General features: G+C 69.6%; 21 protein-coding genes. 3 read left to right on the top strand and 18 right to left on the bottom strand.

What is annotated here, in order from left to right; translation table 11 throughout:
- The first annotated feature begins 210 nt into the window (after positions 1-210).
- Positions 211-882: an endonuclease NucS gene (nucS, locus tag ACIQ7M_RS34990; protein ID WP_403651734.1), complete on the top strand. Its 672-nt coding sequence runs from the start codon at positions 211-213 to the stop codon at positions 880-882.
- 102 nt (positions 883-984) lie between these two features.
- Here nucS and ACIQ7M_RS34985 read toward each other — a convergent pair whose 3' ends face one another.
- The 3 genes from ACIQ7M_RS34985 to ACIQ7M_RS34975 all read right to left on the bottom strand — a co-directional run bounded on the left by ACIQ7M_RS34985 (position 985) and on the right by ACIQ7M_RS34975 (position 5,137).
- Positions 985-3,480, bottom strand: coding sequence for an ATP-binding protein (locus tag ACIQ7M_RS34985; protein WP_403651731.1), 2,496 nt, complete (start codon positions 3,478-3,480; stop codon positions 985-987).
- A 268-nt stretch (positions 3,481-3,748) separates the two neighbouring features.
- Complete coding sequence (locus ACIQ7M_RS34980) at positions 3,749-4,072, bottom strand: STAS domain-containing protein (RefSeq protein WP_355760442.1); 324 nt, start codon at positions 4,070-4,072, stop codon at positions 3,749-3,751.
- Between the two features lie 216 nt (positions 4,073-4,288).
- The gene (locus tag ACIQ7M_RS34975; protein WP_403651728.1) at positions 4,289-5,137 is read right to left on the bottom strand and encodes a 3-hydroxyacyl-CoA dehydrogenase family protein; all 849 of its coding nucleotides are present in this window, start codon (positions 5,135-5,137) and stop codon (positions 4,289-4,291) included.
- 229 nt (positions 5,138-5,366) lie between these two features.
- Here ACIQ7M_RS34975 and ACIQ7M_RS34970 point away from each other — a divergent pair, with 229 nt between their 5' ends.
- Positions 5,367-5,939: a cob(I)yrinic acid a,c-diamide adenosyltransferase gene (locus ACIQ7M_RS34970; RefSeq protein WP_386982760.1), complete on the top strand. Its 573-nt coding sequence runs from the start codon at positions 5,367-5,369 to the stop codon at positions 5,937-5,939.
- A gap of 347 nt (positions 5,940-6,286) precedes the next feature.
- Positions 6,287-8,113, top strand: a complete 1,827-nt coding sequence (locus tag ACIQ7M_RS34965) for a glycoside hydrolase family 18 chitinase (protein ID WP_355760451.1) — start codon at positions 6,287-6,289, stop codon at positions 8,111-8,113.
- A gap of 146 nt (positions 8,114-8,259) precedes the next feature.
- Here ACIQ7M_RS34965 and ACIQ7M_RS34960 read toward each other — a convergent pair whose 3' ends face one another.
- The 15 genes from ACIQ7M_RS34960 to prmC form a co-directional block, all read right to left on the bottom strand.
- The gene (locus tag ACIQ7M_RS34960; RefSeq protein WP_355760454.1) at positions 8,260-8,706 is read right to left on the bottom strand and encodes a DUF2550 domain-containing protein; all 447 of its coding nucleotides are present in this window, start codon (positions 8,704-8,706) and stop codon (positions 8,260-8,262) included.
- Positions 8,707-8,866: 160 nt separating this feature from the next.
- Complete coding sequence (locus ACIQ7M_RS34955; RefSeq protein WP_355760457.1) at positions 8,867-9,241, bottom strand: F0F1 ATP synthase subunit epsilon; 375 nt, start codon at positions 9,239-9,241, stop codon at positions 8,867-8,869.
- A 128-nt stretch (positions 9,242-9,369) separates the two neighbouring features.
- Positions 9,370-10,806 carry a F0F1 ATP synthase subunit beta gene (gene atpD / locus ACIQ7M_RS34950; protein ID WP_355760460.1) on the bottom strand — a complete coding sequence of 479 codons (1,437 nt, stop codon included), beginning with the start codon at positions 10,804-10,806 and terminating at the stop codon, positions 9,370-9,372.
- Entirely contained in the window at positions 10,806-11,720 is a 915-nt protein-coding gene (locus ACIQ7M_RS34945) for a F0F1 ATP synthase subunit gamma (protein ID WP_355760462.1), read from the bottom strand. The genes atpD and ACIQ7M_RS34945 overlap by 1 nt, the downstream gene beginning before the upstream one ends.
- Positions 11,721-11,741: 21 nt before the next feature.
- Positions 11,742-13,331: a F0F1 ATP synthase subunit alpha gene (gene atpA, locus ACIQ7M_RS34940; RefSeq protein WP_355760465.1), complete on the bottom strand. Its 1,590-nt coding sequence runs from the start codon at positions 13,329-13,331 to the stop codon at positions 11,742-11,744.
- A gap of 127 nt (positions 13,332-13,458) precedes the next feature.
- Complete coding sequence (locus tag ACIQ7M_RS34935) at positions 13,459-14,280, bottom strand: F0F1 ATP synthase subunit delta (RefSeq protein ID WP_355760468.1); 822 nt, start codon at positions 14,278-14,280, stop codon at positions 13,459-13,461.
- Positions 14,277-14,822, bottom strand: coding sequence for a F0F1 ATP synthase subunit B (locus tag ACIQ7M_RS34930; RefSeq protein WP_355760471.1), 546 nt, complete (start codon positions 14,820-14,822; stop codon positions 14,277-14,279). Before ACIQ7M_RS34930 ends, ACIQ7M_RS34935 begins: the two co-directional genes overlap by 4 nt.
- A 42-nt stretch (positions 14,823-14,864) precedes the next feature.
- Entirely contained in the window at positions 14,865-15,095 is a 231-nt protein-coding gene (atpE, locus tag ACIQ7M_RS34925) for an ATP synthase F0 subunit C (protein WP_028804225.1), read from the bottom strand.
- A 73-nt stretch (positions 15,096-15,168) separates the two neighbouring features.
- Entirely contained in the window at positions 15,169-15,990 is an 822-nt protein-coding gene (atpB, locus tag ACIQ7M_RS34920) for a F0F1 ATP synthase subunit A (protein ID WP_355760475.1), read from the bottom strand.
- Positions 15,991-16,215: 225 nt separating this feature from the next.
- Positions 16,216-16,653 (bottom strand): hypothetical protein, encoded by a 438-nt coding sequence (locus tag ACIQ7M_RS34915; RefSeq protein ID WP_355760478.1) that lies wholly within the window; start codon positions 16,651-16,653, stop codon positions 16,216-16,218.
- Positions 16,654-16,947: 294 nt separating this feature from the next.
- Positions 16,948-18,303 carry an MraY family glycosyltransferase gene (locus ACIQ7M_RS34910; RefSeq protein WP_355760481.1) on the bottom strand — a complete coding sequence of 452 codons (1,356 nt, stop codon included), beginning with the start codon at positions 18,301-18,303 and terminating at the stop codon, positions 16,948-16,950.
- A gap of 129 nt (positions 18,304-18,432) precedes the next feature.
- Positions 18,433-19,656, bottom strand: a complete 1,224-nt coding sequence (gene glyA, locus ACIQ7M_RS34905) for a serine hydroxymethyltransferase (protein ID WP_389846860.1) — start codon at positions 19,654-19,656, stop codon at positions 18,433-18,435.
- 86 nt (positions 19,657-19,742) lie between these two features.
- On the bottom strand, positions 19,743-20,390 hold the full coding sequence (locus ACIQ7M_RS34900) for a protein-tyrosine-phosphatase (RefSeq protein WP_355760487.1): 648 nt from the start codon (positions 20,388-20,390) through the stop codon (positions 19,743-19,745).
- A gap of 52 nt (positions 20,391-20,442) precedes the next feature.
- A complete protein-coding gene (locus ACIQ7M_RS34895) occupies positions 20,443-21,090 on the bottom strand; it encodes an L-threonylcarbamoyladenylate synthase (protein ID WP_355760490.1) in 648 nt (215 codons plus the stop codon).
- A gap of 116 nt (positions 21,091-21,206) precedes the next feature.
- The gene (prmC, locus tag ACIQ7M_RS34890) at positions 21,207-22,052 is read right to left on the bottom strand and encodes a peptide chain release factor N(5)-glutamine methyltransferase (protein ID WP_355760493.1); all 846 of its coding nucleotides are present in this window, start codon (positions 22,050-22,052) and stop codon (positions 21,207-21,209) included.
- Positions 22,053-22,086 lie beyond the last annotated feature (34 nt).

The raw sequence follows: 22,086 nt of genomic DNA, 5'->3' as shown, positions 1-22,086 counted from the left end.
CCGGTAGGCCGACAATCGGCCACGGCGGAACAGGGAATCTTCAGGATCAATGGGGTGACCCGCGAAAACACCGTCCGGGCCGGGCGGCGCCGACCGGTGGAACAAATGGTGCGAACCGTCGGTTCCGCCTCGGGGCAGGGCGCGGGAGGCGGGTGCGGGACGGGTACGGGAATCGCGTGCACCGCCGCCGGTCGAGTAGCGTTGCCGACCATGCGTCTCGTCATTGCCCGCTGTTCCGTGGACTACGCGGGCCGGCTCACCGCCCATCTCCCGTCGGCGCCCCGCCTGATCCTCGTGAAGGCGGACGGCAGCGTCTCGATCCACGCGGACGACCGGGCCTACAAGCCCCTCAACTGGATGTCGCCGCCCTGCACACTGAAGGAGGGGTCCGGCGACGACGAAGGCGTCTGGACCGTCATCAACAAGGCGGGCGAGAAGCTCATCATCACGATGGAGGAGATCCTCCACGACTCCTCGCACGAACTCGGCGTGGACCCCGGCCTGATCAAGGACGGCGTGGAAGCGCACCTCCAGGAGCTGCTCGCCGACCGCATCGACACCCTCGGCGAGGGCTACTCGCTCATCCGCCGCGAGTACATGACGGCCATCGGCCCGGTCGACATCCTGTGCCGGGACGCCGCGGGACAGACCGTCGCCGTGGAGATCAAACGGCGCGGCGAGATCGACGGCGTGGAGCAACTCACGCGCTATCTGGAGCTGTTGAACCGCGACCCGCACCTCGCGCCGGTCCGCGGCATCTTCGCCGCCCAGGAGATCAAGCCGCAGGCCCGCGTCCTCGCCACCGACCGCGGCATCGGCTGCGCGGTCCTGGACTACGACGCCCTGCGCGGCATCGAGGACGACAAACTGCGGCTGTTCTGAGCCCCCCGGGTTCGTATACGACACAGAGGGCCGGATCCGTTGTCGGATCCGGCCCTCTCGCGCTTCCCCGGGGTCCGGCCGGCGTGCGTCCGGACCGAACGGTCAGATCAGTCCGCCGTCCGACGCCGCGGCCGCCTTGTGCGGCGCGCCGGTCGCCACGGGGCCGCTCGCGGAGTCGGAGGTGTCCGGGCTCGTCGAGGTGCTGGGTGACGGCGACGGTGACGTCGGCGAAGGGCTCGTCGAGGACGGTGACGGGGAGGATTTCGTAGGCTTCGGCGACGGTGAGGACGGCCGGGGCGAGGGCCGATGCGACGGCGACGCGGAGGCCGACTTCGACGGCTTGCCCGTGCCGGTGCGCGTCCCGCTCGGGCCGGCGGACGGCTGCCGGGTCGCCGTGGCCGTCGGCGTCGGGTCGTCCGAGGTGCCGTACGTGCCGTCGGGGCCCGGGTCGGTGGGCGTGGCCACGACGCCGGAAGAGGAGTCGTCGCCCTTCTTCGGAGTGTCCGCCCCCAGGCTGTCGTCCTGGGCGTCCTGGGTGGCCGACGGGTTGACGCCGACCTTCTCGGACGGGGTGTCGTTCTTGTGGTCCGAGGTCGCGCCGAGGGTCACCACGGTGCCGAGGACGGCCACGAGGAGCGCGCCCGCGCCCGCGGCCACCAGGTTGCGCCGGGTGCCGCTGACGAGCCGGCCCGCGACGCTCCGCGGCTTGGCCGCGGGGAAGCCGGCGCCGCCCGGGTGGGCGAGCACCGCGATGGTGTCGTCCGACGGGTCGGTGCGCGGGGAGGCGGCGGCCGGTACGCCGCCGGGGGGCGACATCGACTCGTCGTGACGCGCGTCGGGCACCTCTTCGCCCGACGGGGTGCCCCCGCTGGTGAGCTGCGGGGTTCCGGAGCGGTCGGCGACCAGCGCGAGGGCGCGGCGGCCGGCGGTGATGCCGCGCTTGTCGGCGAGTTCGCCGCGCATGGCGACGGAGGCCTCCAGCTCGGCGCGGGCCCGGTCGAGCTGGAGGCCGCACAGCGCGAGGACACCCAGCTCGTGGTGGAAGTAGGCCTGTTCGCCCAGGTCGTCGGCGAGCTCGGAGGCCTCGACGCCGAGACGCAGAACGCGCTCCCAGGCGCTCCAGTGCAGCCCGGCCGCGAAGGCGGGCGCGGCCGTGCGGGCGAGCTGGACGGAGGCGCTGTCCTCTTCCTCGTCCTGCGGGACGGTGGTGACGGGGACGAGCACGTCCAGGGCGGCGAGCAGCGCGTCGGCCTCGGCGCAGACCCGCTCCGGGGTGACCGAGGGATGCCCGGCCCACCAGGTGTAGTGCCGGGCGGCGGCCAGCGCGCTCTCCTGGAGGGCGTCCGCGTAGCCGGAGACCTCGAGCTGGGCCTGCACACCGGCGGCGAGCCGGTAGCGGGTGCCGACCGGGGAGACCAGCGCGGAGGCCGCGAGTTCGGCGAGCGCGGCGTCGGCGTGGGTATCGCCCACGAGTGCGGGCAGATGGGCCTGGTGGGGTACCTCGCCGCCGAGCGCGACGGCGAAGCGCAGGGTGGCGCGCGCGGACTCGCTGAGCCGCGAGGCGAGCAGGGCGGCGGGCGCGGCTCCCTCGGCGAGGGAGGGCAGCGGCACGTCGGCGCCGTCGCCGGCCTCGAAGGTCGCGTCGGCGGGGGCTTCCTGGAAGACGCCGTAGTCGTCGAAGGCCTCTTCGCTCGCCTGCATCCGGTCGCGCTGGCGCAGCAGTGCCCCGGCCTGGATGAAGCGCAGGGGCAGCCCCTCGGACTCGAACCAGAGGTCGCCCGCCCAGTTCGACTCGTCCTCGGTCAGGACGCGTCCGACGGCGCGCTCCAGCAGTTCGAGACCGCCGCTGCGGTCGAGGCCGCCGAGGAGGACCTCGTCGAGCTGGGCGCGGGCGGACGGGGCGGGTATGTCGGGGGTGGCGGCGATGACGAAGGCGCACTCGGGGGTGGCGTCGAGCAGTACGTCGAGGGCGCTGCCGCCGATCTCCGCGTCGTCGAGGACGACGACCGCGCCGATCTCGCGGACGAGCCGGAGCAGTTCGTCGTGGTCCGGGCGGTGCAGGGGGGCTTCGTAGACGACGGCGAAGAGGTCGTGCAGGACGTCGCTCGCGGTACGTCCGTAGCCGGAGAGCCGGACGACACCGTCGGGGGCGAGGTCCGCGCAGTCCTCGCCGACGGCGTCCAGCAGGACGGTGCGGCCCGATCCCGAGGGGCCGGTGAGCCGTACCGAGCGGCCGCGTGCGAGAAGGCGGACGATCCGCTCGCGCTCCTCGTGGCGTTCCAGGAGCGGCAGCCGGGGCTGTGAGGGGCCGGGCGGAACGGGCGGCTGGGCCGCGCGGGCCAGGTCGGCGCGTTCGGCGGCGCCGCGCTTGGCCGGCGGCCGCGGGCGTTCGTGCGGCGGGCAGTTCTCCAGCTCGCTGCCGTCGACGGGGTTCACGGTGAGGGCGAACTCGCCCGTGACGAGCCTGACCGTGCGGACGAGTGCGGGCTTGTGCTGTCCGAGGTCCGTCGCGAGCGGGTCGCGCGGCGGGCGCGGGCGAGTCACCTGGCCGTCGTCCTCATGGCCGTGCTCGCCCGATCCGCGGTTGATCGGGTCCATGTCCCAAGCCCCCCAAAAGCGTCGTGTGCCGATGCCCTCCCGGCCTGGCTGCACACCGCTCTGTCGCTTCTGGTCCGGTGCCCGCTCGTAGGGTTTCGGTCGGCGGGCAGCCGAACCCTAAACCTTCGCACAGTATCTACGAACAGGCGGGGTACCGCGCCGCCCGAAGGGTCACGGCTTCGTGAGGATTGTGCACGGGGCGCGGACCGGGGCACCGGTGGGGACGCGTACGCGGTCGCGCACGCGGAGCGGCCGGGTCGCGCTCAGGTCACACCCGGGGCAGGGACTCGACCCCGATGCCACCCTCGATCGCCAGGATCCGGTGCAGCCGGGTGGCCACCAGCAGGCGCTGCATCTGCGGCGGTACGTCCCGCAGTACGAGCCGTCGGCCGCACCGTCCGGCACGCCGGTGGGCCCCCATGATGACCCCGAGCCCGGTGGCGTCCCAGGAGTCCAGCTCGGACAGGTCGAGCACCAGGTCGCCGGCTCCGTCGTCGACGGCCGTGTGCAGGACCGTGCGGGCGTCCGCCGCGCTGCGTACGTCGAGGCGGCCCCCGACGACCAGCTCGGCGTGGTCGCCCCTGATGTACATATGCGCTCCCCGAGAATGCGTCTCGTAACTCCGCGTGGGTCTGTTTCCGCGTCTTCGCGTCTGCATGTTGTGCATGGTCTGACTGCCTGAGAGCCCCGGAGGTTGCCGTCTGTAAGCGAACCGATACCGAATTCACCTCATGGAGTGACATCCAAGAGGCGTGCACGGCGTCCGTGGCACATGCGGCGACCGGTGTCCCGGTCGCCGCATGATCGTTCAGTGCTTGTAGAAGCCCTGCCCGCTCTTGCGCCCGATGTCACCGGCGTCAACCATCCGGCGCATCAGCTCCGGCGGGGCGAACTTCTCGTCCTGGGTCTCGGTGTAGATGTTGCCGGTGGCGTGCAGCAGGATGTCGACGCCCGTGAGGTCGGCGGTGGCCAGGGGGCCCATGGCGTGGCCGAAGCCCAGCCGGCAGGCGAGGTCGATGTCCTCGGCGCTGGCCACGCCCGACTCGTACAGCTTCGTCGCCTCGACGACGAGGGCCGAGATGAGACGGGTGGTCACGAAGCCGGCGACGTCACGGTTGACGACGATGCAGGTCTTGCCGACGGACTCGCTGAACGCGCGCGCGGCGGCGAGCGTTTCGTCGCTGGTCTTGTAGCCGCGGACCAGTTCGACGAGCTGCATCATCGGCACCGGCGAGAAGAAGTGCACGCCGACGACCCGCTCCGGGCGCTCCGTGGCCGCCGCGATCTTGGTGATCGGGATCGCGGAGGTGTTGGAGGCGAGCACGGTGTCGGGGCGGACGATCTTGTCCAGGGCCTGGAAGATCTCGTGCTTGACCTCGAGCTTCTCGAAGACCGCCTCGACGACGATGTCCGCGTCGGCGGCGGCGTCCAGGTCGGTGGTCGCCGTGATGCGCGCGAGGGCCGCGTCCGCGTCGGCGGCTTCCAGCTTGCCCTTGCTCACGAACCTGTCGTACGAGGCCCTGATGCCGTCGAGGCCGCGGTTCAGCGCCTCGTCGGTGACATCGCGCAGAACGACGTCCCAGCCCGCCTGTGCGGAGACCTGGGCAATACCGGACCCCATGAGTCCGGCTCCGATGACGGCGAGCTTCCCAGCCACTCAGACTCCCTTAACACGCTGCTTGTGTATGCCTCTTCGGCGGAGAGTAGCGTTCGGAAGGGGGCGGGAAACCCGTAAGTAACGCGTGTCACGGTCTCAGGGCGTGAGACACCCGTCACGTCCCGTCCCGCGGACCCGGCGCACCCTCACCGGCCGGGTCCGCGCCCTGTGATCCGCACCTCGCGGGCACGGCGCCTCCCGGGCCCGCGGGGACGTCTAGATTGACTCCATGGTCAATCTGACGCGCATCTACACCCGGACCGGCGACCAGGGCACCACGGCCCTCGGGGACATGAGCAGGGTCGCCAAGACCGATCTGCGGATCTCGGCGTACGCCGACGCCAACGAGGCGAACGCGGTGATCGGTACGGCGATCGCGCTGGGCGGCCTGGAGGACGAGGTCGTCCAGGTCCTCACCCGGGTCCAGAACGACCTGTTCGACGTGGGCGCGGATCTGTCGACGCCCGTCGTCGAGGACCCGAAGTTCCCGCCGCTGCGGGTCGAGCAGTTCTACATCGACAAGCTGGAGGCGGACTGCGACCTGTTCAACGAGCGGCTGGAGAAGCTCCGCTCCTTCATCCTGCCCGGCGGCACCGCCGGCGCGGCGCTCCTGCACCAGGCGTGCACGGTCGTGCGCCGGGCCGAGCGCTCGACCTGGGCGGCGCTGGAGGTCCACGGCGAGGCGATGAACCCGCTCACCGCCACCTACCTCAACCGCCTCTCGGACCTCCTGTTCATCCTGGCGCGCACGGCGAACAAGGACGTGGGCGACGTGCTGTGGGTCCCGGGCGGGGAGCGCTGAGCGACTCCCGGACTCTTCCGCCGGACACGGTCAGGGCGTCCGCGCCGGGCCCGAAGCGACCTTCGGGCCCGCCGTCGCGGGCGCCCTTCGCCGTCCCCGCCCAAGGCTCCGGTCCGACCGCGCGCGGGGACACGAAGGCCCACGTCAGCCGCCTGCCGGCCCGTCAGAGCGGCACGACCGTCCGTCAATGCGCTGCACCCGTAGGGGAGTTGAGGATCAAGAGGGACAGGGAACTAGTGGTCCAGACCTATTGACCTGTGGTCCAGACCTTCCTATTCTCACGGCACCGTGGGTGTGAAGGCTCAGTCACGCCCCTCCCTCCCCCAACTCCCCCGAGGAGGCGCGGAATGCGCTTCAGACAACGAGCGACGGCAGGGCTCGCCACGCTGCTGCTCCCCCTGGCCGGCCTGGTCGGCCTCGCGAGTCCGGCCCACGCGGCCGACAGCGCCACCGCCACGTACACGAAGACCCAGGACTGGGGCACGGGCTTCGAAGGCAAGTGGACCGTCAAGAACACCGGTACCACCGCGATCAGTTCGTGGACGATCCAGTGGGACTTCCCCTCCGGCACCTCCGTCACCTCGGCCTGGGACGCGGACGTCACCAGCTCGGGCACCCACTGGACCGCCAAGAACAAGTCCTGGAACGGCACGCTCGCCGCGGGCGCCTCCGTCTCCTTCGGCTTCAACGGCGCCGGCGCCGGCTCCCCGTCGAACTGCACGCTCAACGGCGGCAGTTGTGACGGTGGCACCACCGTCCCCGGCGACAGCGCGCCCTCCGCGCCGGGCACCCCCACCGCGTCCTCCCTCACCGACACCTCGGTGAAGCTCTCCTGGAGCGCGGCCACCGACGACAAGGGCGTCAAGAACTACGACGTCCTGCGCGGCGGCAGCAAGGTCGCGACCGTGACGACGACCTCGTACACGGACACCGGCCTGACCGCCGGCACCGACTACTCGTACACCGTCCAGGCCCGTGACACCGCCGACCAGACCGGTCCGGTCAGCGGCTCCGTCGCCGTCCACACCACCGGCGGCACCACCGACCCGCCGCCCAGCGGCAAGAACGTCAAGCTCGGCTACTTCACCGAGTGGGGCATCTACGGCCGCAACTACAACGTCAAGAACCTGGTGACGTCGGGCTCGGCCGCCAAGATCACGCACATCAACTACGCCTTCGGCAACGTCACCAACGGCCAGTGCGCGATCGGCGACTCCTACGCCGACTACGACAAGGCCTTCACCGCCGACCAGTCGGTCAGCGGCGTCGCCGACACCTGGGACCAGCCGCTGCGCGGCAACTTCAACCAGCTCCGCGAGCTGAAGGCCAAGTACCCGAACATCAAGATCCTCTGGTCCTTCGGCGGCTGGACCTGGTCCGGCGGCTTCGCCCAGGCGGCGGCCAACCCGACCGCCTTCGCCAACTCCTGCTACAGCCTGGTCGAGGACCCGCGCTGGGCCGACGTCTTCGACGGCATCGACATCGACTGGGAGTACCCGAACGCCTGCGGTCTCTCCTGTGACAGCAGCGGCGCCGCGGCCTACAAGAACCTGATGCAGGCCCTGCGCGCCAAGTTCGGCTCCAGCAACCTGGTCACCGCGGCCACCACGGCCGACGGCACCTCCGGCGGCAAGATCGACGCCGCGGACTACGCGGGCGCCTCGCAGTACGTCGACTGGTACAACGTCATGTCGTACGACTTCTTCGGCGCGTTCGCCGCGCAGGGCCCGACCGCCCCGCACTCCCCGCTGACCTCGTACAGCGGCATCCCGACGCCCGGCTTCACCACCGCCGACGCGATCGCCAAGTTCAAGTCGAAGGGAGTGCCCGCGAGCAAGCTGCTCATCGGCATCGGCTTCTACGGCCGCGGCTGGACCGGGGTCACCCAGTCCGCGCCCGGCGGCTCGGCGACCGGCCCGGCGGCCGGCACGTACGAGCAGGGCATCGAGGACTACAAGGTCCTGAAGACGTCGTGCCCGTCCACGGGCCTCGTCGCCGGTACCGCGTACGCCTACTGCGGCAACAACTGGTGGTCGTACGACACCCCGGCCACCATCGGCACGAAGATGTCGTGGGCCAAGAGCCAGGGCCTGGGCGGCGCCTTCTTCTGGGAGTTCAGCGGCGACACCAGCAACGGTGAACTCGTCAGCGCCATCAACAGCGGCCTGAACTGATCACCGGCCCGGAAACGGGTCCACAGCACATCGAAAACCGCGGGCAGACCTCCGGGTCTGTCCGCGGTTCGCTGTTCCGGGGCCTCGGGCCACGTTCACCCTCCCCCCAACCGCTCCGCGGCCGGGGGACCCCCATCCCACGGTCGCTACGCGACGTTCACCCGTTGTCCGGGCGGGGCCGCCTCCAGCCAGGCGAGGAAGCCGGTCAGCGCGTCCTCGCTCATCGCCAGTTCGAGGCGCGTCCCGCGGTGCTGACAGGCCAGGATGATCGCGTCGGAGAGCAGCGCGAGCTCCTCCTCGCCCTCGGCGGCGCGACGGCCGGCCACCTCGATCGCCGAACGTTCGAGGACGCGGCGCGGGCGGGGGGCGTACGAGAAGACGCGGTACCACTCGACCCGGTCGCCGTTGTAGCGGGCCACCCCGTAGCTCCAGCCCTTGCCGCTGGGGTCACCCTTCTCGGGGACGTCCCAGCGCAGGCTGCAGTCGAACGTCCCGCCGGAACGCTGGATGAGCCGGCGGCGGAGACCGAAGACGAACAACCCCACCACCACGAGCGCTACTACCACTCCGCACACAGTCAGAGCGAGGACCATCGACACCGACCTCCTCGTCTCCTAGGTAACGGAAAAGAAAAAACGTCCGGATTTGCCTCAGCCGCGGCCAGGGCCGGAGTGATCCGGTCCCAGCCGCGGCTGAGTCAAAGCTTCACACAGTGCTCCCCCAGCGCCTAAAGGCCTGGGGTCGCACCGATGGTCAGCGCGTCGACACCGCGCGCAGACGGACGTCCGCGCGACGCTCGGCGGACGCGTCGGCGTCCGACTTCGCGCGCTCGAGCGCCCGCTCCGCACGCTGGACATCGATCTCGTCCGACAGCTCGGCGATCTCGGCCAGCAGGGACAGCTTGTTGTCGGCGAAGGAGATGAAACCGCCGTGCACCGCGGCGACGACCGTTCCACCATCACTCGTACGAATGGTCACCGGGCCCGACTCCAGCACACCGAGAAGCGGCTGGTGACCGGGCATGACGCCGATGTCGCCGGACGTGGTACGCGCGACGACCAGGGTGGCCTCGCCGGACCAGACACTGCGGTCCGCGGCGACGAGCTCGACGTGCAGCTCAGCAGCCAAGGTGGGCTCCTCGGGTCACCACCCGGCGTTGCTGCCGGGTGTTGGGTCAAAGTCTAGTAGGCGTACGGAGGGGGAAGGACCGCACCCCGCGAGGTGCGGCCCCGCCCCCTCACTCAAGAACACGAGGTTCAGGAGACGCCGAGCTCCTTGGCGTTGGCCTTGAGGTCCTCAATGCCACCGCAGAGGAAGAACGCCTGCTCCGGGAAGTGGTCGTACTCGCCGTCGATGATCGCGTTGAAGGCCGCGATCGACTCGTCCAGCGGGACGTCCGACCCGTCGACGCCGGTGAACTGCTTGGCGACGTGGGTGTTCTGGGACAGGAAGCGCTCCACGCGACGGGCGCGGTGGACGGTGAGCTTGTCCTCCTCGCCCAGCTCGTCGATACCGAGGATCGCGATGATGTCCTGAAGGTCCTTGTACTTCTGAAGAACCGACTTGACGCGCATCGCGGCCGCGTAGTGGTCCGCCGCGATGTAGCGGGGGTCCAGGATGCGGGACGTGGAGTCCAGCGGGTCCACGGCCGGGTAGATGCCCTTCTCGGAGATCGGACGGGAGAGAACCGTCGTCGCGTCGAGGTGGGCGAACGTGGTGGCCGGGGCCGGGTCGGTCAGGTCGTCCGCGGGGACGTAGATCGCCTGCATCGAGGTGATCGAGTGACCGCGGGTCGAGGTGATGCGCTCCTGGAGGAGACCCATCTCGTCGGCCAGGTTCGGCTGGTAACCCACCGCGGAGGGCATGCGGCCGAGCAGGGTCGAGACCTCGGAACCGGCCTGCGTGAAGCGGAAGATGTTGTCCACGAAGAACAGCACGTCCTGCTTCTGCACATCGCGGAAGTACTCCGCCATGGTCAGACCCGCGAGGGCCACGCGCAGACGGGTGCCCGGGGGCTCGTCCATCTGGCCGAAGACAAGGGCCGTCTTGTCGATGACGCCCGAGTCCGCCATCTCCTCGATGAGGTCGTTGCCCTCACGCGTGCGCTCGCCGACACCGGCGAACACGGAGACACCGTCGTGGTTGTTGGCGACGCGGTAGATCATCTCCTGGATGAGCACCGTCTTGCCGACGCCGGCACCACCGAACAGACCGATCTTTCCACCCTTGACGTACGGGGTGAGAAGGTCGATGACCTTGACGCCGGTCTCGAACATCTCGGTCTTCGACTCGAGCTCGTCGAAGCGCGGGGCCTTGCGGTGGATGGACCAGCGCTCGCCCGAGTACTTCTCGTCGGAGTTCAGCACCTCACCGAGGGTGTTGAACACCTTGCCCTTGGTGAAGTCGCCGACCGGGACGGTGATGCCCGCGCCCGTGTCGGTGACCGCGGCCTGGCGGACCAGACCGTCGGTCGGCTGCATGGAGATCGTACGGACCAGGCCGTCACCCAGGTGCTGGGCGACTTCCAGGGTCAGCGTCTTCTTCTCGCCGGCGTTGGCCGGGTCGGCCACCTCGACGTGAAGGGCGTTGTAGATGTCCGGCATCGCGTCGACGGGGAACTCCACGTCGACGACCGGGCCGATGACCCGGGCGACGCGGCCCGTGGCAACGGCCGTCTCAGAAGTCGTCGTCATTACTTGTCACTCCCCGCGGTCGCGTCGGCAAGGGCTGCGGAGCCGCCGACGATCTCGCTGATTTCCTGGGTGATTTCGGCCTGGCGGGCCGCATTGGCAAGGCGGGAGAGCGAAGTGATCAGGTCTCCCGCGTTGTCGGTCGCCGACTTCATCGCGCGGCGCGTGGCGGCGTGCTTGGAGGCAGCCGACTGGAGCAGCGCGTTGTAGATACGGCTCTCGACGTAGCGCGGCAGAAGGGCGTCAAGGACGTCCTCCGCCGACGGCTCGAACTCGTACAGCGGAAGGATCTCGCCCTCGGGCGCTTCCTCCGCCACCTCTTCGAGGCGAAGCGGCAGCAGCCGGCCGTCGATGGCCGTCTGCGTCATCATCGAGACGAACTCGGTGTAGACGATGTGGAGTTCATCCACGCCGCCCTCCGCCGTGTCCTTCTCGATCGCCTCGATCAGCGGACCCGCGACCTTCTTCGCGTCCGCGTAGGTGGGCTCGTCGGTGAAGCCCGACCACGATTCCACGACCTTGCGCTCGCGGAAGTTGTAGTGGGCCAGACCGCGGCGGCCGACGATGTACGTGTCGACCTTCTTGCCCTCGGCCTCGAGACGGGCGGTCAACAGCTCCGCCGCCTTGATGGCGTTGGAGTTGAAGGCGCCGGCCAGTCCGCGGTCGCTCGTAAGGAGCAGAACCGCGGAACGGGTCGCCGTCTCCGCCTCCGTGGTCAGCGGGTGCTTGGTGTTCGAGCCGGTGCCGACCGCCGTGACCGCGCGCGTGAGCTCGGTCGCGTAGGGCGTGGAGGCCGCCACCTTGCGCTGCGCCTTGACGACGCGCGAGGCGGCGATCATCTCCATCGCCTTGGTGATCTTCTTGGTCGCGGTGACGGATCGGATGCGACGCTTGTAGACCCGGAGCTGGGCTCCCATGAGTCAGGTCCCTTCCTTACGTCACTTGGCGGCGGCCGGAGCGTCCTCGCCGAGAAGCTTCCCGTCCGAGGTCTCGAACTGCTTCTTGAAGTCAGCGATGCCGTCCGCGATGGCGGTGAGCGTGTCGTCCGACATCTTGCCGCCCTCCTTGATGGAGGTCATGAGGCCCTGCTCCTTGCGGTGCAGGTACTCCAGGAGCTCCTTCTCGAAGCGGCGGATGTCGGCGACCGGGACGTCGTCCATCTTGCCGGTGGTCGCGGACCACACGGAGACGACCTGGTCCTCGGTGGCCATCGGCTGGTACTGAGCCTGCTTGAGCAGCTCGACCAGACGCTGACCCCGCTCGAGCTGCGACTTCGACGCGGCGTCCAGGTCGGAACCGAAGGCGGCGAACGCCTCCAGCTCGCGGTACTGGGCCAGGTCGAGGCGAAGACGGCCGGAGACCTGCTTCATCGCCTTGTGCTGGGCGGAACCACCGACGCGGGAGACCGAGATACCGACGTTCAGGGCCGGACGCTGGCCGGCGTTGAACAGGTCGGACTCCAGGAAGCACTGGCCGTCGGTGATGGAGATGACGTTGGTCGGGATGAACGCCGACACGTCGTTCGCCTTGGTCTCGACGATCGGCAGACCCGTCATCGAACCGGCGCCCAGGTCGTCGGAGAGCTTCGCGCAGCGCTCCAGCAGACGGGAGTGCAGGTAGAAGACGTCGCCGGGGTAGGCCTCGCGGCCCGGCGGGCGGCGGAGCAGCAGGGACACGGCGCGGTAGGCGTCGGCCTGCTTCGAGAGGTCGTCGAAGATGATGAGGACGTGCTTGCCCTCGTACATCCACTGCTGACCGATGGCCGAACCGGTGTACGGCGCAAGGTACTTGAAGCCGGCCGGGTCGGACGCCGGGGCGGCGACGATGGTCGTGTACTCCAGCGCGCCGGCCTCTTCGAGGGCGCCACGCACGGAGGCGATGGTCGAACCCTTCTGGCCGATGGCGACGTAGATGCAGCGGACCTGCTTCTTGGTGTCGCCCGAGCGCCAGTTGTCGCGCTGGTTGATGATCGTGTCGACGGCCAGCGCGGTCTTGCCGGTCTGACGGTCGCCGATGATCAGCTGACGCTGGCCACGGCCGATCGGGGTCATCGCGTCGACGGCCTTGTAGCCCGTCTCCATCGGCTCGTGCACCGACTTGCGGACCATGACGCCCGGGGCCTGCAGCTCGAGGGCGCGGCGGCCGGACGTCTCGATCTCGCCGAGACCGTCGATCGGGTTGCCGAGCGGGTCGACGACGCGGCCGAGGTAGCCCTCGCCCACGGCGACGGACAGCACCTCACCGGTGCGCTGCACCGGCTGGCCCTCTTCGATACCGCTGAACTCGCCGAGGATGACCGCACCGATCTCGCGCTCTTCCAGGTTCAGCGCGAGGCCGAGGGTTCCGTCCTCGAACTTCAGCAGCTCGTTCGCCATGGCCGAGGGAAGACCCTCGATCTTGGCGATACCGTCGCCGGCGACGGTGACCGTACCGACCTCCTCGCGCGAGGCCGCGTCCGGCTGGTACGACTGGACAAAGTTCTCCAGTGCGTCCCGGATCTCCTCCGGCCGGATCGTGAGCTCCGCCATCTGGGTTCCCTGCTCTCCTTGTTGGGCCCGAAGTTTCACTTGGGGGGATGGGGGACTCCCCCCGATGAGAGGTGAATCCTCTGCACGGCCCAACCAGGGCCGTAATTGCGTACTGCTTGTGTGGTTACTAGCTCGCCATGCGGCGGGCGGCGTCCTCGAGACGGTCCGCGATGGAGCCGTTGATGACCTCGTCGCCGACCTGCACCCGGATCCCGCCGAGGACATCGGGGTCCACGTCGAGGTTGAGGTGCATCGGGCGGCCGTAGAGCTTCGCCAGAGCGGCGCCGAGGCGCTGCTTCTGTCCGTCGCTCAGCGGCACCGCGGAGGTGACCACGGCGACCATGCGGTCGCGGCGCTCGGCGGCGAGCTTGGACAGGGACTCGAGTCCCGCTTCCAGGCTACGTCCGCGCGGCGCGGTCACGAGACGCGTCACCAGACGCTCGGTCGTCACGTCGGCCCGGCCGCCGAGCAGGCTGTGCAGCAGCTCGCTCTTGGCCGCCGTGGTGGCAGCCCGGTCGGTCAGCGCGGCGCGCAGCTCGGTGTTCGAGGCGACGATCCGGCCGAAGCGGAACAGCTCGTCCTCGACGTTGTCGAGCGAGCCCGTCCGCTGCGCCGCCGTGAGGTCGGCGGTGGCGGTGAGCTCTTCGAGGGCGTCCACCAGGTCGCGGGGCTGCGACCAGCGGGAACGCACCATGCCGGACACCAGGTCTGCGGCACTGCCGCCCACCTGGCCGCCGAGCAGGCGCTGGACCAGCTCGGCCTTGGCCTCGCCGGGCTGCGCCGGGTCGGTGAGGACCCGACGCAGCGACACCTCGCGGTGAAGCAGCGTGGTGACCGCGGCCAGCTCGTCGGCGAGCTGGGCCGCGTCCACGGACGTCGAGTCCGTCAGCGCGTCGAGACGCTCACGTGCGGCTGCGGTTGCCTCGCGGCTCGCTCCGTGTGCAGTCATCGAGCCGCCTCGGCCTTCTCCTCAAGCTCGGAGAGGAAACGGTCGATGACACGGCTCTGGCGGGCGTGGTCCTCGAGGGACTCGCCGACGAGCTTGCCGGCCAGGTCGGTGGCAAGCGTGCCGACGTCCTGACGCAGCGACTGAGCGGCGGCCTTGCGGTCGGCCTCGATCTGCGTGTGACCGGCGGCGAGGATCTCGTCGCGCTGCCGCTGGCCTTCCGCGCGCATCTCGGCGATGAGCGTGGCGCCCTGTTCCTGGGCGTCCTGGCGCAGGCGCGCGGCCTCGTGACGGGCCTCGGCGAGCTGAGCCTTGTACTGCTCGAGAACGCTCTGGGCCTCGGTCTGCGCGGCCTCGGCCTTTTCGATACCGCCCTCGATGGCCTCGCGACGCTGCTCCAGAACCTTGTTGATGTTCGGGAGAAGCTTCCAGGCCAGGAAGCCGAAGACGATGACGAAGGCGAGCAGGCCGATGACAAGCTCGGGGATCGGCGGGACGAGGGGGTTTTCCTTCTCCTCGGCCGCCAGAATGAGCAGGTGGCTCATGTCAGTGCCTTTCGTCTAGTGGGCTGTCGCTGATCGGGTGGATCAGGTGCCGTAGACGAACGGCATGACCAGACCGATGAGGGCGAGCGCCTCACAGAAGGCGAAGCCGAGGATCTGGTTGGCGCGGATCAGACCGGCGGCCTCGGGCTGACGGGCGAGAGCCTGGGTGCCGTTACCGAAGATGATGCCGACGCCGACGCCGGGGCCGATGGCCGCGAGGCCGTAACCGATCGAGCCGAGCGAGCCGGAGACAGCGGCAAGGGTCTGGGACATGCCAGTTCTTCCTTTTCTTTACGGACCGGTGGGGGGTGGCCACCGGACGAATGCGGGGTGCGGGGAAGGGCGCTCAGTGGTGCTCGGCCAGCGCGCCCTGGATGAAGGTGCAGGTCAGCAGCACGAACACGTACGCCTGCAGGGCCTGGATGAACAGCTCGAAGGCCGTCATGACGATGACCATGATGAACGAGACGCCCGAGTAGACGATCCCGAAGCCGTTGAGCAGGTACCAGGTGGCGATCGTGAACAGCAGCAGCAGCGTGTGACCCGCGAACATGTTCGCGAAGAGTCGCACCGCGTGCGTGAACGGCCGGACGATCAGGTTCGAGAGCAGCTCGATGAACATGGCCAGCGGAAGAACCGGGCCGAGCGACTTGTCGTAGCCGCTGAAGTTCTTGAACGCTCCGACGAATCCGTGGCGCTTGAACGTCAGGGACACCCAGACGATGTAGACGATGCCGGCCAGTACCGCGGGGTACGAGATGATCGCCGTGACCGGGAACTGGGCGACGGGAATGATCGACCAGAGGTTCATCATCCAGATGAAGAAGAACAGCGAGACGATCAGCGGAACGTACTTCTCGCCTTCCTTCTTGCCGATCGTCTCGTAGACGACGCCGCGACGGATGAAGTCGTAGCCGGTCTCCGCGACCATCTGCAGCTTGCCCGGGACGACCTTCGGCTTGCGGAAGGCGGCCCAGAAGAAGGCGACGATGACGATCGAGCCGAGCAGCGCCAGGAGCATCGTCTTGTTGAAGTACAAGTTGCTGTCCCCGTCGCCCCAGAGAGGCTCGAACAGGAACGAGTGCAGGCCGGGTGCCGGGAAGCCACAACCGTCGAAGATGTGGCAGTCGGTCTCGAAGGCGAGCACCTGCGTCGGGTCAGCACTCACCGCGGGCTCCTTCAGCGTGGCGCATAGGTACGGCATCCTCGTTGTGTCGGCGCGGCGCGCAGCCGCGGTTCGGCACTGGGCTGGTGTTACGGATGTGGGGGCGGCAGAGGGGCATCAAGCCTCGCGATCGAACAGGCGTCAGCTCAGATGCCCGCGCCCGCGATGCCGCAGTTGGCACCGGACGATAGCAGGATCTCCTGCGTGCACTTATCCCGGCCCTACCCCTCACGACGAGTGCCCCTTGTTTTCGGGCTTTTCGGCCTTCGAGGAGTCGGGTTCGACGTAGAGGATCTTGGCCTTCATATGGGCACGTGCCTGTGCGCCGATCCACACGAGTGTGGTGACGACCAGGGTGAGCGCGAAGGACTTGGGATTGAACAGCGATGTGTTCTTGAACGCGGCGACAAAGATGAAGAGCAGAAGAATTTGTGCCGTGTAGAGCAGGAGACCCATCGCCTGGAACAAGTGCGGAAGCGATTTGGCGGTGCGCTGCAGGACGTAGAGGCCGAGCCCCATGAAGAGAAGCACCACCAGCGTCGCGACGACCGCCCCGAGCGCTCCCTTGCCGCCGGCGACCACACCGCTGACGACGGCGGCAATCGCGCCGACGGCAGCCGTGGGTACGGCGGCCTGAAGGAGGATCCGGGCGTCATTGGACGGCATGGCGGCAACTCCGCTTGCTAAGGGGGGCGTGTCGTCATGGACGAGCGTAGTCCCGGGCTGAGAGAGAACCTCACGCCAAAGGACCGTCGTACAGGGGTCCTTCGGCTCTGCCCTGGGTTCTCGTGAACCGTATCACAAACTATTTGATGAGGTCTTTACCTGGTTGGTGTGCTGACTGTCACACATGAGAGTGAAGCTGCGCGTCTGTGCATTTCAAGCGCCCCTTTGTCTGATATTGGGGCGCTTTACTCCCCCACGATTTGGTCACGCGTTAGTCAGATTCTTACCTTCGGCTCAGCGCGAGGACTCGGCCTCACGCCGGTCCAGGAGTCGCGGACGGGTTCCGATCGCCGTCGCTCCGTTGACTCCTGAGACTCCGGCAGCCGCCGGAGCACGGTGCTCACGCGCCTCGTCCGGCTCGCCCGCCGACGCAGCCTCGTGGGTCACGGGCGCCACGTCCCCCGCGGTGGCCGCGGCGGCCCTGCGGCGGCGGTAGCGCGGCGGCAAGAGGTGCTCGGCCCAGCGCGGGGCACGCGGCGTGAAGCGCGGCAGCAGGAGCAGCACGAGACCGACGGCGCTGAGCGCCGCGATGGTGAGCACGCTCCACATGGCCCCGGAGTTGACCGAGTACGCGAGGGCACCGAACGCGATCAGCGCCGACCAGAAGTACATGATCAGGACCGCGCGGCTGTGCGAGTGGCCGACCTCCAGGAGGCGATGGTGCAGATGCCCCCGGTCCGCGGCGAACGGCGACTGCCCGCGCCAGGTGCGCCGCACGATCGCGAGCACCAGGTCGGCGGCGGGGATCGCGATGATCGTCAGCGGTAGCAGCAGCGGGATGAACACGGGCACCGTCTGGTGCACGGTGTTGCGCGGGGAACCGGTGAAGAGGTTCATCACATCGGGGTCGATCTGCCCGGTGATGGAGATGGCGCCGGCGGCCAGCACCAGCCCGATGAGCATCGACCCCGAGTCGCCCATGAAGATCCGCGCGGGATGCATGTTGTGCGGCAGGAAGCCCAGGCACATGCCCATCAGGATCGCCGCGAACAGCGTCGCCGGGGCGGCCGCCTCGATGCCGTACGAGTACCAGATCCGGTAGGCGTACAGGAAGAACGCGGCGGACGCGATGCACACCATGCCGGCGGCCAGCCCGTCGAGGCCGTCCACGAAGTTGACCGCGTTGATCGTGATGACGACGAGCGCCACCGTCAGGAGCGTGCCCTGCCACTGGGTCAGCGCGACCAGGCCGACCCCGGGGATCGGCAGCCACAGAATCGTCAGACCCTGCATGACCATCACGCCGGCGGCGATCATCTGGCCGCCGAGCTTGATCAGGGCGTCGATCTCGAACTTGTCGTCCAGCACGCCGATCAGCCAGATCAGCGCGGCTCCAGAGAGCAGGGCGCGCGGTTCGTTCGAGTCGGCGAAGACCTCGTTGAGGTTCGTCAGGTGGTCCGCGACCAGCAGACCGGCGCACAGACCGAAGAACATCGCGATGCCGCCGAGCCTCGGCGTGGGTTCACGGTGCACGTCACGCGCCCGGATTTCCGGCATGGCTCCGGCCACGATCGCGAATTTCCGTACCGGCCCTGTCAGCAGGTACGTCACCGCGGCCGTGATGCAGAGCGTCAGCAGGTATTCACGCACGGGCTTCCCCACAGGTCTCGCTGGCCATCACAGCCCCACACCCTAGCGATGCACGCATATGGTTGAGGACTTTCGGGTAGCGACGATGGTTGCACGTGTGGCTGTGCGGCTCGGTACGCGTACCCCCGGTCAGTCCGGATAAGGCGGAAATCTTCCCGTCAGTTCCCGCACCTCTTCCCGTGCCGTCCGGCTGTCGATCTCGTCCCGCAGCACCCCCGCGAACAGGGCCGCGACCCGCGCCATCTCCGGCTCGTCCATCCCCTGCGTGGTCAGCGCCGCGGTACCGAGCCGCAGGCCGCGGGCGTCGCCGTGAGGCAACGCACAGGTGTCGAGGACCATACCGGCCGCGGCCAGCCGGCCCCGCGCGGTCCGCCCGTCTACGCCGAGCGGCACCGGATCCGCGACCAGCAGATGGGTGTCGGTGCCGCCCGTGGTGACCGCGAGCCCCTCCGCCTCGAGCCCCGCGGCCAGCACCCGCGCGTTCGCGGTCACCTGATGGGCGTACGCCGTGAAGGCCGGGGTCGCCGCCTCGCCGAACGCGACCGCCTTCGCCGCGATGGCGTTCATCTGCGCACCGCCCTGCGTGAACGGGAAGACGGCCCGGTCGACCCGCTCGGCCAGCTCGCCGCCGCACAGGACCATCCCGCCGCGCGGCCCGCGCAGCACCTTGTGCGTGGTGGCGCACACGACGTCCGCGTACGGCACCGGGTTCGGCGCCGCTCCCCCCGCGACGAGCCCGATCGGATGGGCGGCGTCCGCGATGAGATAGGCGCCGACCTCGTCGGCGATCTCCCGGAACAGCGCGTAGTCGATGTGCCGGGGGTACGAGATCGACCCGCAGACGACGGCCTTGGGGCGACGTGCGCGGGCCAGGGTGCGCACCTGCTCGTAGTCGATCAGTCCCGACTCCGCCTCGACGCCGTAGCCGACGAAGTCGAACCAGCGGCCCGAGAAGTTCGCGGGCGACCCGTGCGTGAGATGACCGCCGAAGGGCAGGCCCATCGCCAGCACGGTGTCACCGGGCCGCAGCAGGGCGGCGTACGCGGCCAGCACGGCCGAACTCCCGGAATGGGACTGCACGTTGGCGTGATCGGCCCCGAAGAGGGCCTTGGCGCGGTCGACGGCGATCCGCTCGGCGACGTCGACGATCTCGCAGCCGCCGTGATGGCGGGCGCCGGGATAGCCCTCGGCGTACTTGTTCGCCAGCGGCGAGCCGAGCGCCGCCAGCACGGCCGGCGAGGTGAAGTTCTCCGCCGCGATGAGCTGCAACGTGGTCGACTGCCGGTCCAGCTCACCGCGCAGGATCTCGGCGAGCTCGGGATCCTGGCGGCTCAGTACATCCGCATCGGGCATGGTGGCGACCGGCATGGTGGACTCCGGACATCTGCGGGGGGACGCTTATGTCCAATGTAGAACCGGGACCGGTGGCACGCCCGGTGTCACGTCCGCGCGGGTACCCCCGTCAGAGCGGTGACGACCGGGTCCAGTGCCTCGTTGATCTCGTCCCCGATGGACCGGAAGAACGGCAGGGGCGCCCCGTACGGGTCGAACACCTCGTCGGCCTCCGCCGTCGGGGCCAGCAGCCAGCCGCGCAGCGCGGCGGCGGCCCGCACCAGGGCGACGGCACGCTCGATCACGCCGTCCCGGAGGGGCGGCAGGGTCGCGGGGTCTATGGCGCGCACCAGCCGGGTGAACTCCTTCAGCGTGAAGGTGCGCAGACCGGCGGAGTGACCCATGGAGATGACCTGGGCCCGGTGGTCGCGGGTGGCCGTCAGGACCAGGTCGGCGCGGATGACGTGGTCGTCGAGGAGCTCACGCCCCACGAAGCCGGAGGGGTCCGCGCCGAAGTCGGTCAGCACGGTCGCCGCGTTGGCCTCCATGGGCGCGCCCTCGTGGCCCCAGGTGCCGGCGCTCTCCACGATGAGACCGCCCCACAGGGGGTCGCCCAGCCGGTCGGCCAGGGCATGCCGGGTCAGCCGCTCGGTGATCGGCGAGCGGCACACGTTGCCGGTGCTGACATAGAGGATGCGGAAGGACCCGTTCGGGGATCCGCCGGTCCCGGTGATCCCCGTGCCTATGCCACGCATGGGGCTGCTCCCTGCTCCGGCCGAGCGGGGAGCCCGGAGGCCTCGGGGGCTGTCAATTCGCCACCTCGAGGTCGGGTACGACCTTCCGGAGCTCCTCCGCCGACAGTGCGCCGGCGCGCAGCAGGACGGGCACCTTGCCGGTGACGTCGACGATCGAGGAGGGCACGTTGCCGGGGGTCGGGCCGCCGTCCAGGTAGACCGAGACGGAGTCGCCGAGCATGCCCTGGGCGGCGTCGCAGTCCTCCGGCGCGGGGTGGCCGGTGAGGTTGGCGGAGGACACGGCCATCGGGCCGACCTCCGTGAGGAGCTCGATGGCGACCGGGTGCAGCGGCATACGGATCGCCACCGTGCCCCGGGTGTCCCCCAGGTCCCACTGGAGCGAGGGCTGGTGCTTGGCGACGAGGGTCAGGGCACCCGGCCAGAACGCGTCGACGAGCTCCCAGGCCATCTCGGAGAAGTCCGTGACGAGGCCGTGCAGGGTGTTCGGGGAGCCGATGAGGACGGGGGTGGGCATGTTGCGGCCCCGGCCCTTGGCGTCGAGCAGATCGGCGACGGCCTCCGAGGTGAACGCGTCGGCGCCGATGCCGTAGACGGTGTCGGTGGGGAGGACCACCAGTTCGCCACGGCGGACGGCGGACGCCGCCTCACGCAGACCTGTGGAGCGGTCGGTCGCGTCGTTGGTGTCGTATCGCCGTGCCATTTAGCGGGCCTCCTCATACACGTACTGCTGGCTGGGGGTGCGAAGAAACGCGATGCGGGCGGACGCGGGGCGCGGGCGCGCGAGGGCGGCGCGCGCCGGGGCCTGGCGGGCCGCGCTCACGGCATCGCCTTGCGGGCGGTCGCGAACCGCGGCCGGTTGTTGAGGTCCGGGTGGTCGGCCGCGTCGGCCCAGCCCCGCTCCTCGGTGAAGATCCACGGCACCTGTCCGCCCTGGGTGTCGGCGTGCTCGATGACGACGACACCGCCGGGGCGCAGCAGCCGGTGCGCGGTGCGCTCGATGCCGCGGATGAGGTCGAGTCCGTCCTCGCCGGAGAACAGGGCGAGTTCGGGGTCGTAGTCGCGGGCCTCCGGCTGTACGTACTCCCATTCGGTGAGCGGGATGTACGGCGGGTTGGAGATCACCAGGTCGACCTGGCCGTCGAGGTCGGGGAACGACGCGAGGGCGTCCCCCTGGCGCAGGTCGACCCTGGACCCCTCGACGTTCTTGCGCGTCCACCGGAGGGCGTCCTCGGACAGCTCCACGGCGTGCACGCGGGAGCGCGGGACCTCCTGGGCGAGGGCGAGCGCGATGGCGCCCGAGCCGGTGCACAGGTCGACGATCAGCGGTTCGACGACGTCCATCGCGCGGACGGCGTCTATGGCCCAGCCGACGACCGACTCGGTCTCCGGGCGGGGGACGAAGACGCCGGGTCCCACCTGGAGTTCGAGGTAGCGGAAGTAGGCGCGCCCCGTGATGTGCTGGAGCGGCTCGCGGGCCTCGCGGCGCGCGGTCACCTCCCAGTAGCGGGCGTCGAAGTCCGTGTCCTTGACACTGTGCAGCTCGCCCCGCTTCACGCCGTGCACGAAGGCGGCGAGCTCCTCCGCGTCGTTGCGCGGCGAGGGCACGCCGGCGTCGGCCAGCCGCTGGGTGGCCTGGGCCACTTCCGCGAGCAGCAGGTTCACGCTGGTCCTCCGGGGCTGAGCTGTTGTCGTGAGG

The sequence above is a fragment of the Streptomyces sp. NPDC096324 genome (genome assembly GCF_044763015.1).
GTDB lineage: Bacteria > Actinomycetota > Actinomycetes > Streptomycetales > Streptomycetaceae > Streptomyces.
The sequence above is the reverse complement of the archived record's forward strand: the minus strand, read 5'-3'. Positions and strand labels throughout refer to the sequence as shown.

Coding starts and splice junctions, on each gene's coding strand:
- ACIQ7M_RS34985 (WP_403651731.1), bottom strand. CDS start 3,480: ATGGACCCGATCAACCGCGGATCGGGCGAGCACGGCCATGAGGACGAC.
- glyA (WP_389846860.1), bottom strand. CDS start 19,656: ATGCCCGATGCGGATGTACTGAGCCGCCAGGATCCCGAGCTCGCCGAG.
- ACIQ7M_RS34965 (WP_355760451.1), top strand. CDS start 6,287: ATGCGCTTCAGACAACGAGCGACGGCAGGGCTCGCCACGCTGCTGCTC.
- ACIQ7M_RS34960 (WP_355760454.1), bottom strand. CDS start 8,706: ATGGTCCTCGCTCTGACTGTGTGCGGAGTGGTAGTAGCGCTCGTGGTG.
- ACIQ7M_RS34980 (WP_355760442.1), bottom strand. CDS start 4,072: ATGTACATCAGGGGCGACCACGCCGAGCTGGTCGTCGGGGGCCGCCTC.
- atpD (WP_355760460.1), bottom strand. CDS start 10,806: ATGACGACGACTTCTGAGACGGCCGTTGCCACGGGCCGCGTCGCCCGG.
- ACIQ7M_RS34970 (WP_386982760.1), top strand. CDS start 5,367: ATGGTCAATCTGACGCGCATCTACACCCGGACCGGCGACCAGGGCACC.
- nucS (WP_403651734.1), top strand. CDS start 211: ATGCGTCTCGTCATTGCCCGCTGTTCCGTGGACTACGCGGGCCGGCTC.
- ACIQ7M_RS34935 (WP_355760468.1), bottom strand. CDS start 14,280: ATGACTGCACACGGAGCGAGCCGCGAGGCAACCGCAGCCGCACGTGAG.
- atpE (WP_028804225.1), bottom strand. CDS start 15,095: ATGTCCCAGACCCTTGCCGCTGTCTCCGGCTCGCTCGGCTCGATCGGT.
- atpA (WP_355760465.1), bottom strand. CDS start 13,331: ATGGCGGAGCTCACGATCCGGCCGGAGGAGATCCGGGACGCACTGGAG.
- ACIQ7M_RS34930 (WP_355760471.1), bottom strand. CDS start 14,822: ATGAGCCACCTGCTCATTCTGGCGGCCGAGGAGAAGGAAAACCCCCTC.
- ACIQ7M_RS34900 (WP_355760487.1), bottom strand. CDS start 20,390: ATGCGTGGCATAGGCACGGGGATCACCGGGACCGGCGGATCCCCGAAC.
- ACIQ7M_RS34945 (WP_355760462.1), bottom strand. CDS start 11,720: ATGGGAGCCCAGCTCCGGGTCTACAAGCGTCGCATCCGATCCGTCACC.
- ACIQ7M_RS34895 (WP_355760490.1), bottom strand. CDS start 21,090: ATGGCACGGCGATACGACACCAACGACGCGACCGACCGCTCCACAGGT.
- ACIQ7M_RS34915 (WP_355760478.1), bottom strand. CDS start 16,653: ATGCCGTCCAATGACGCCCGGATCCTCCTTCAGGCCGCCGTACCCACG.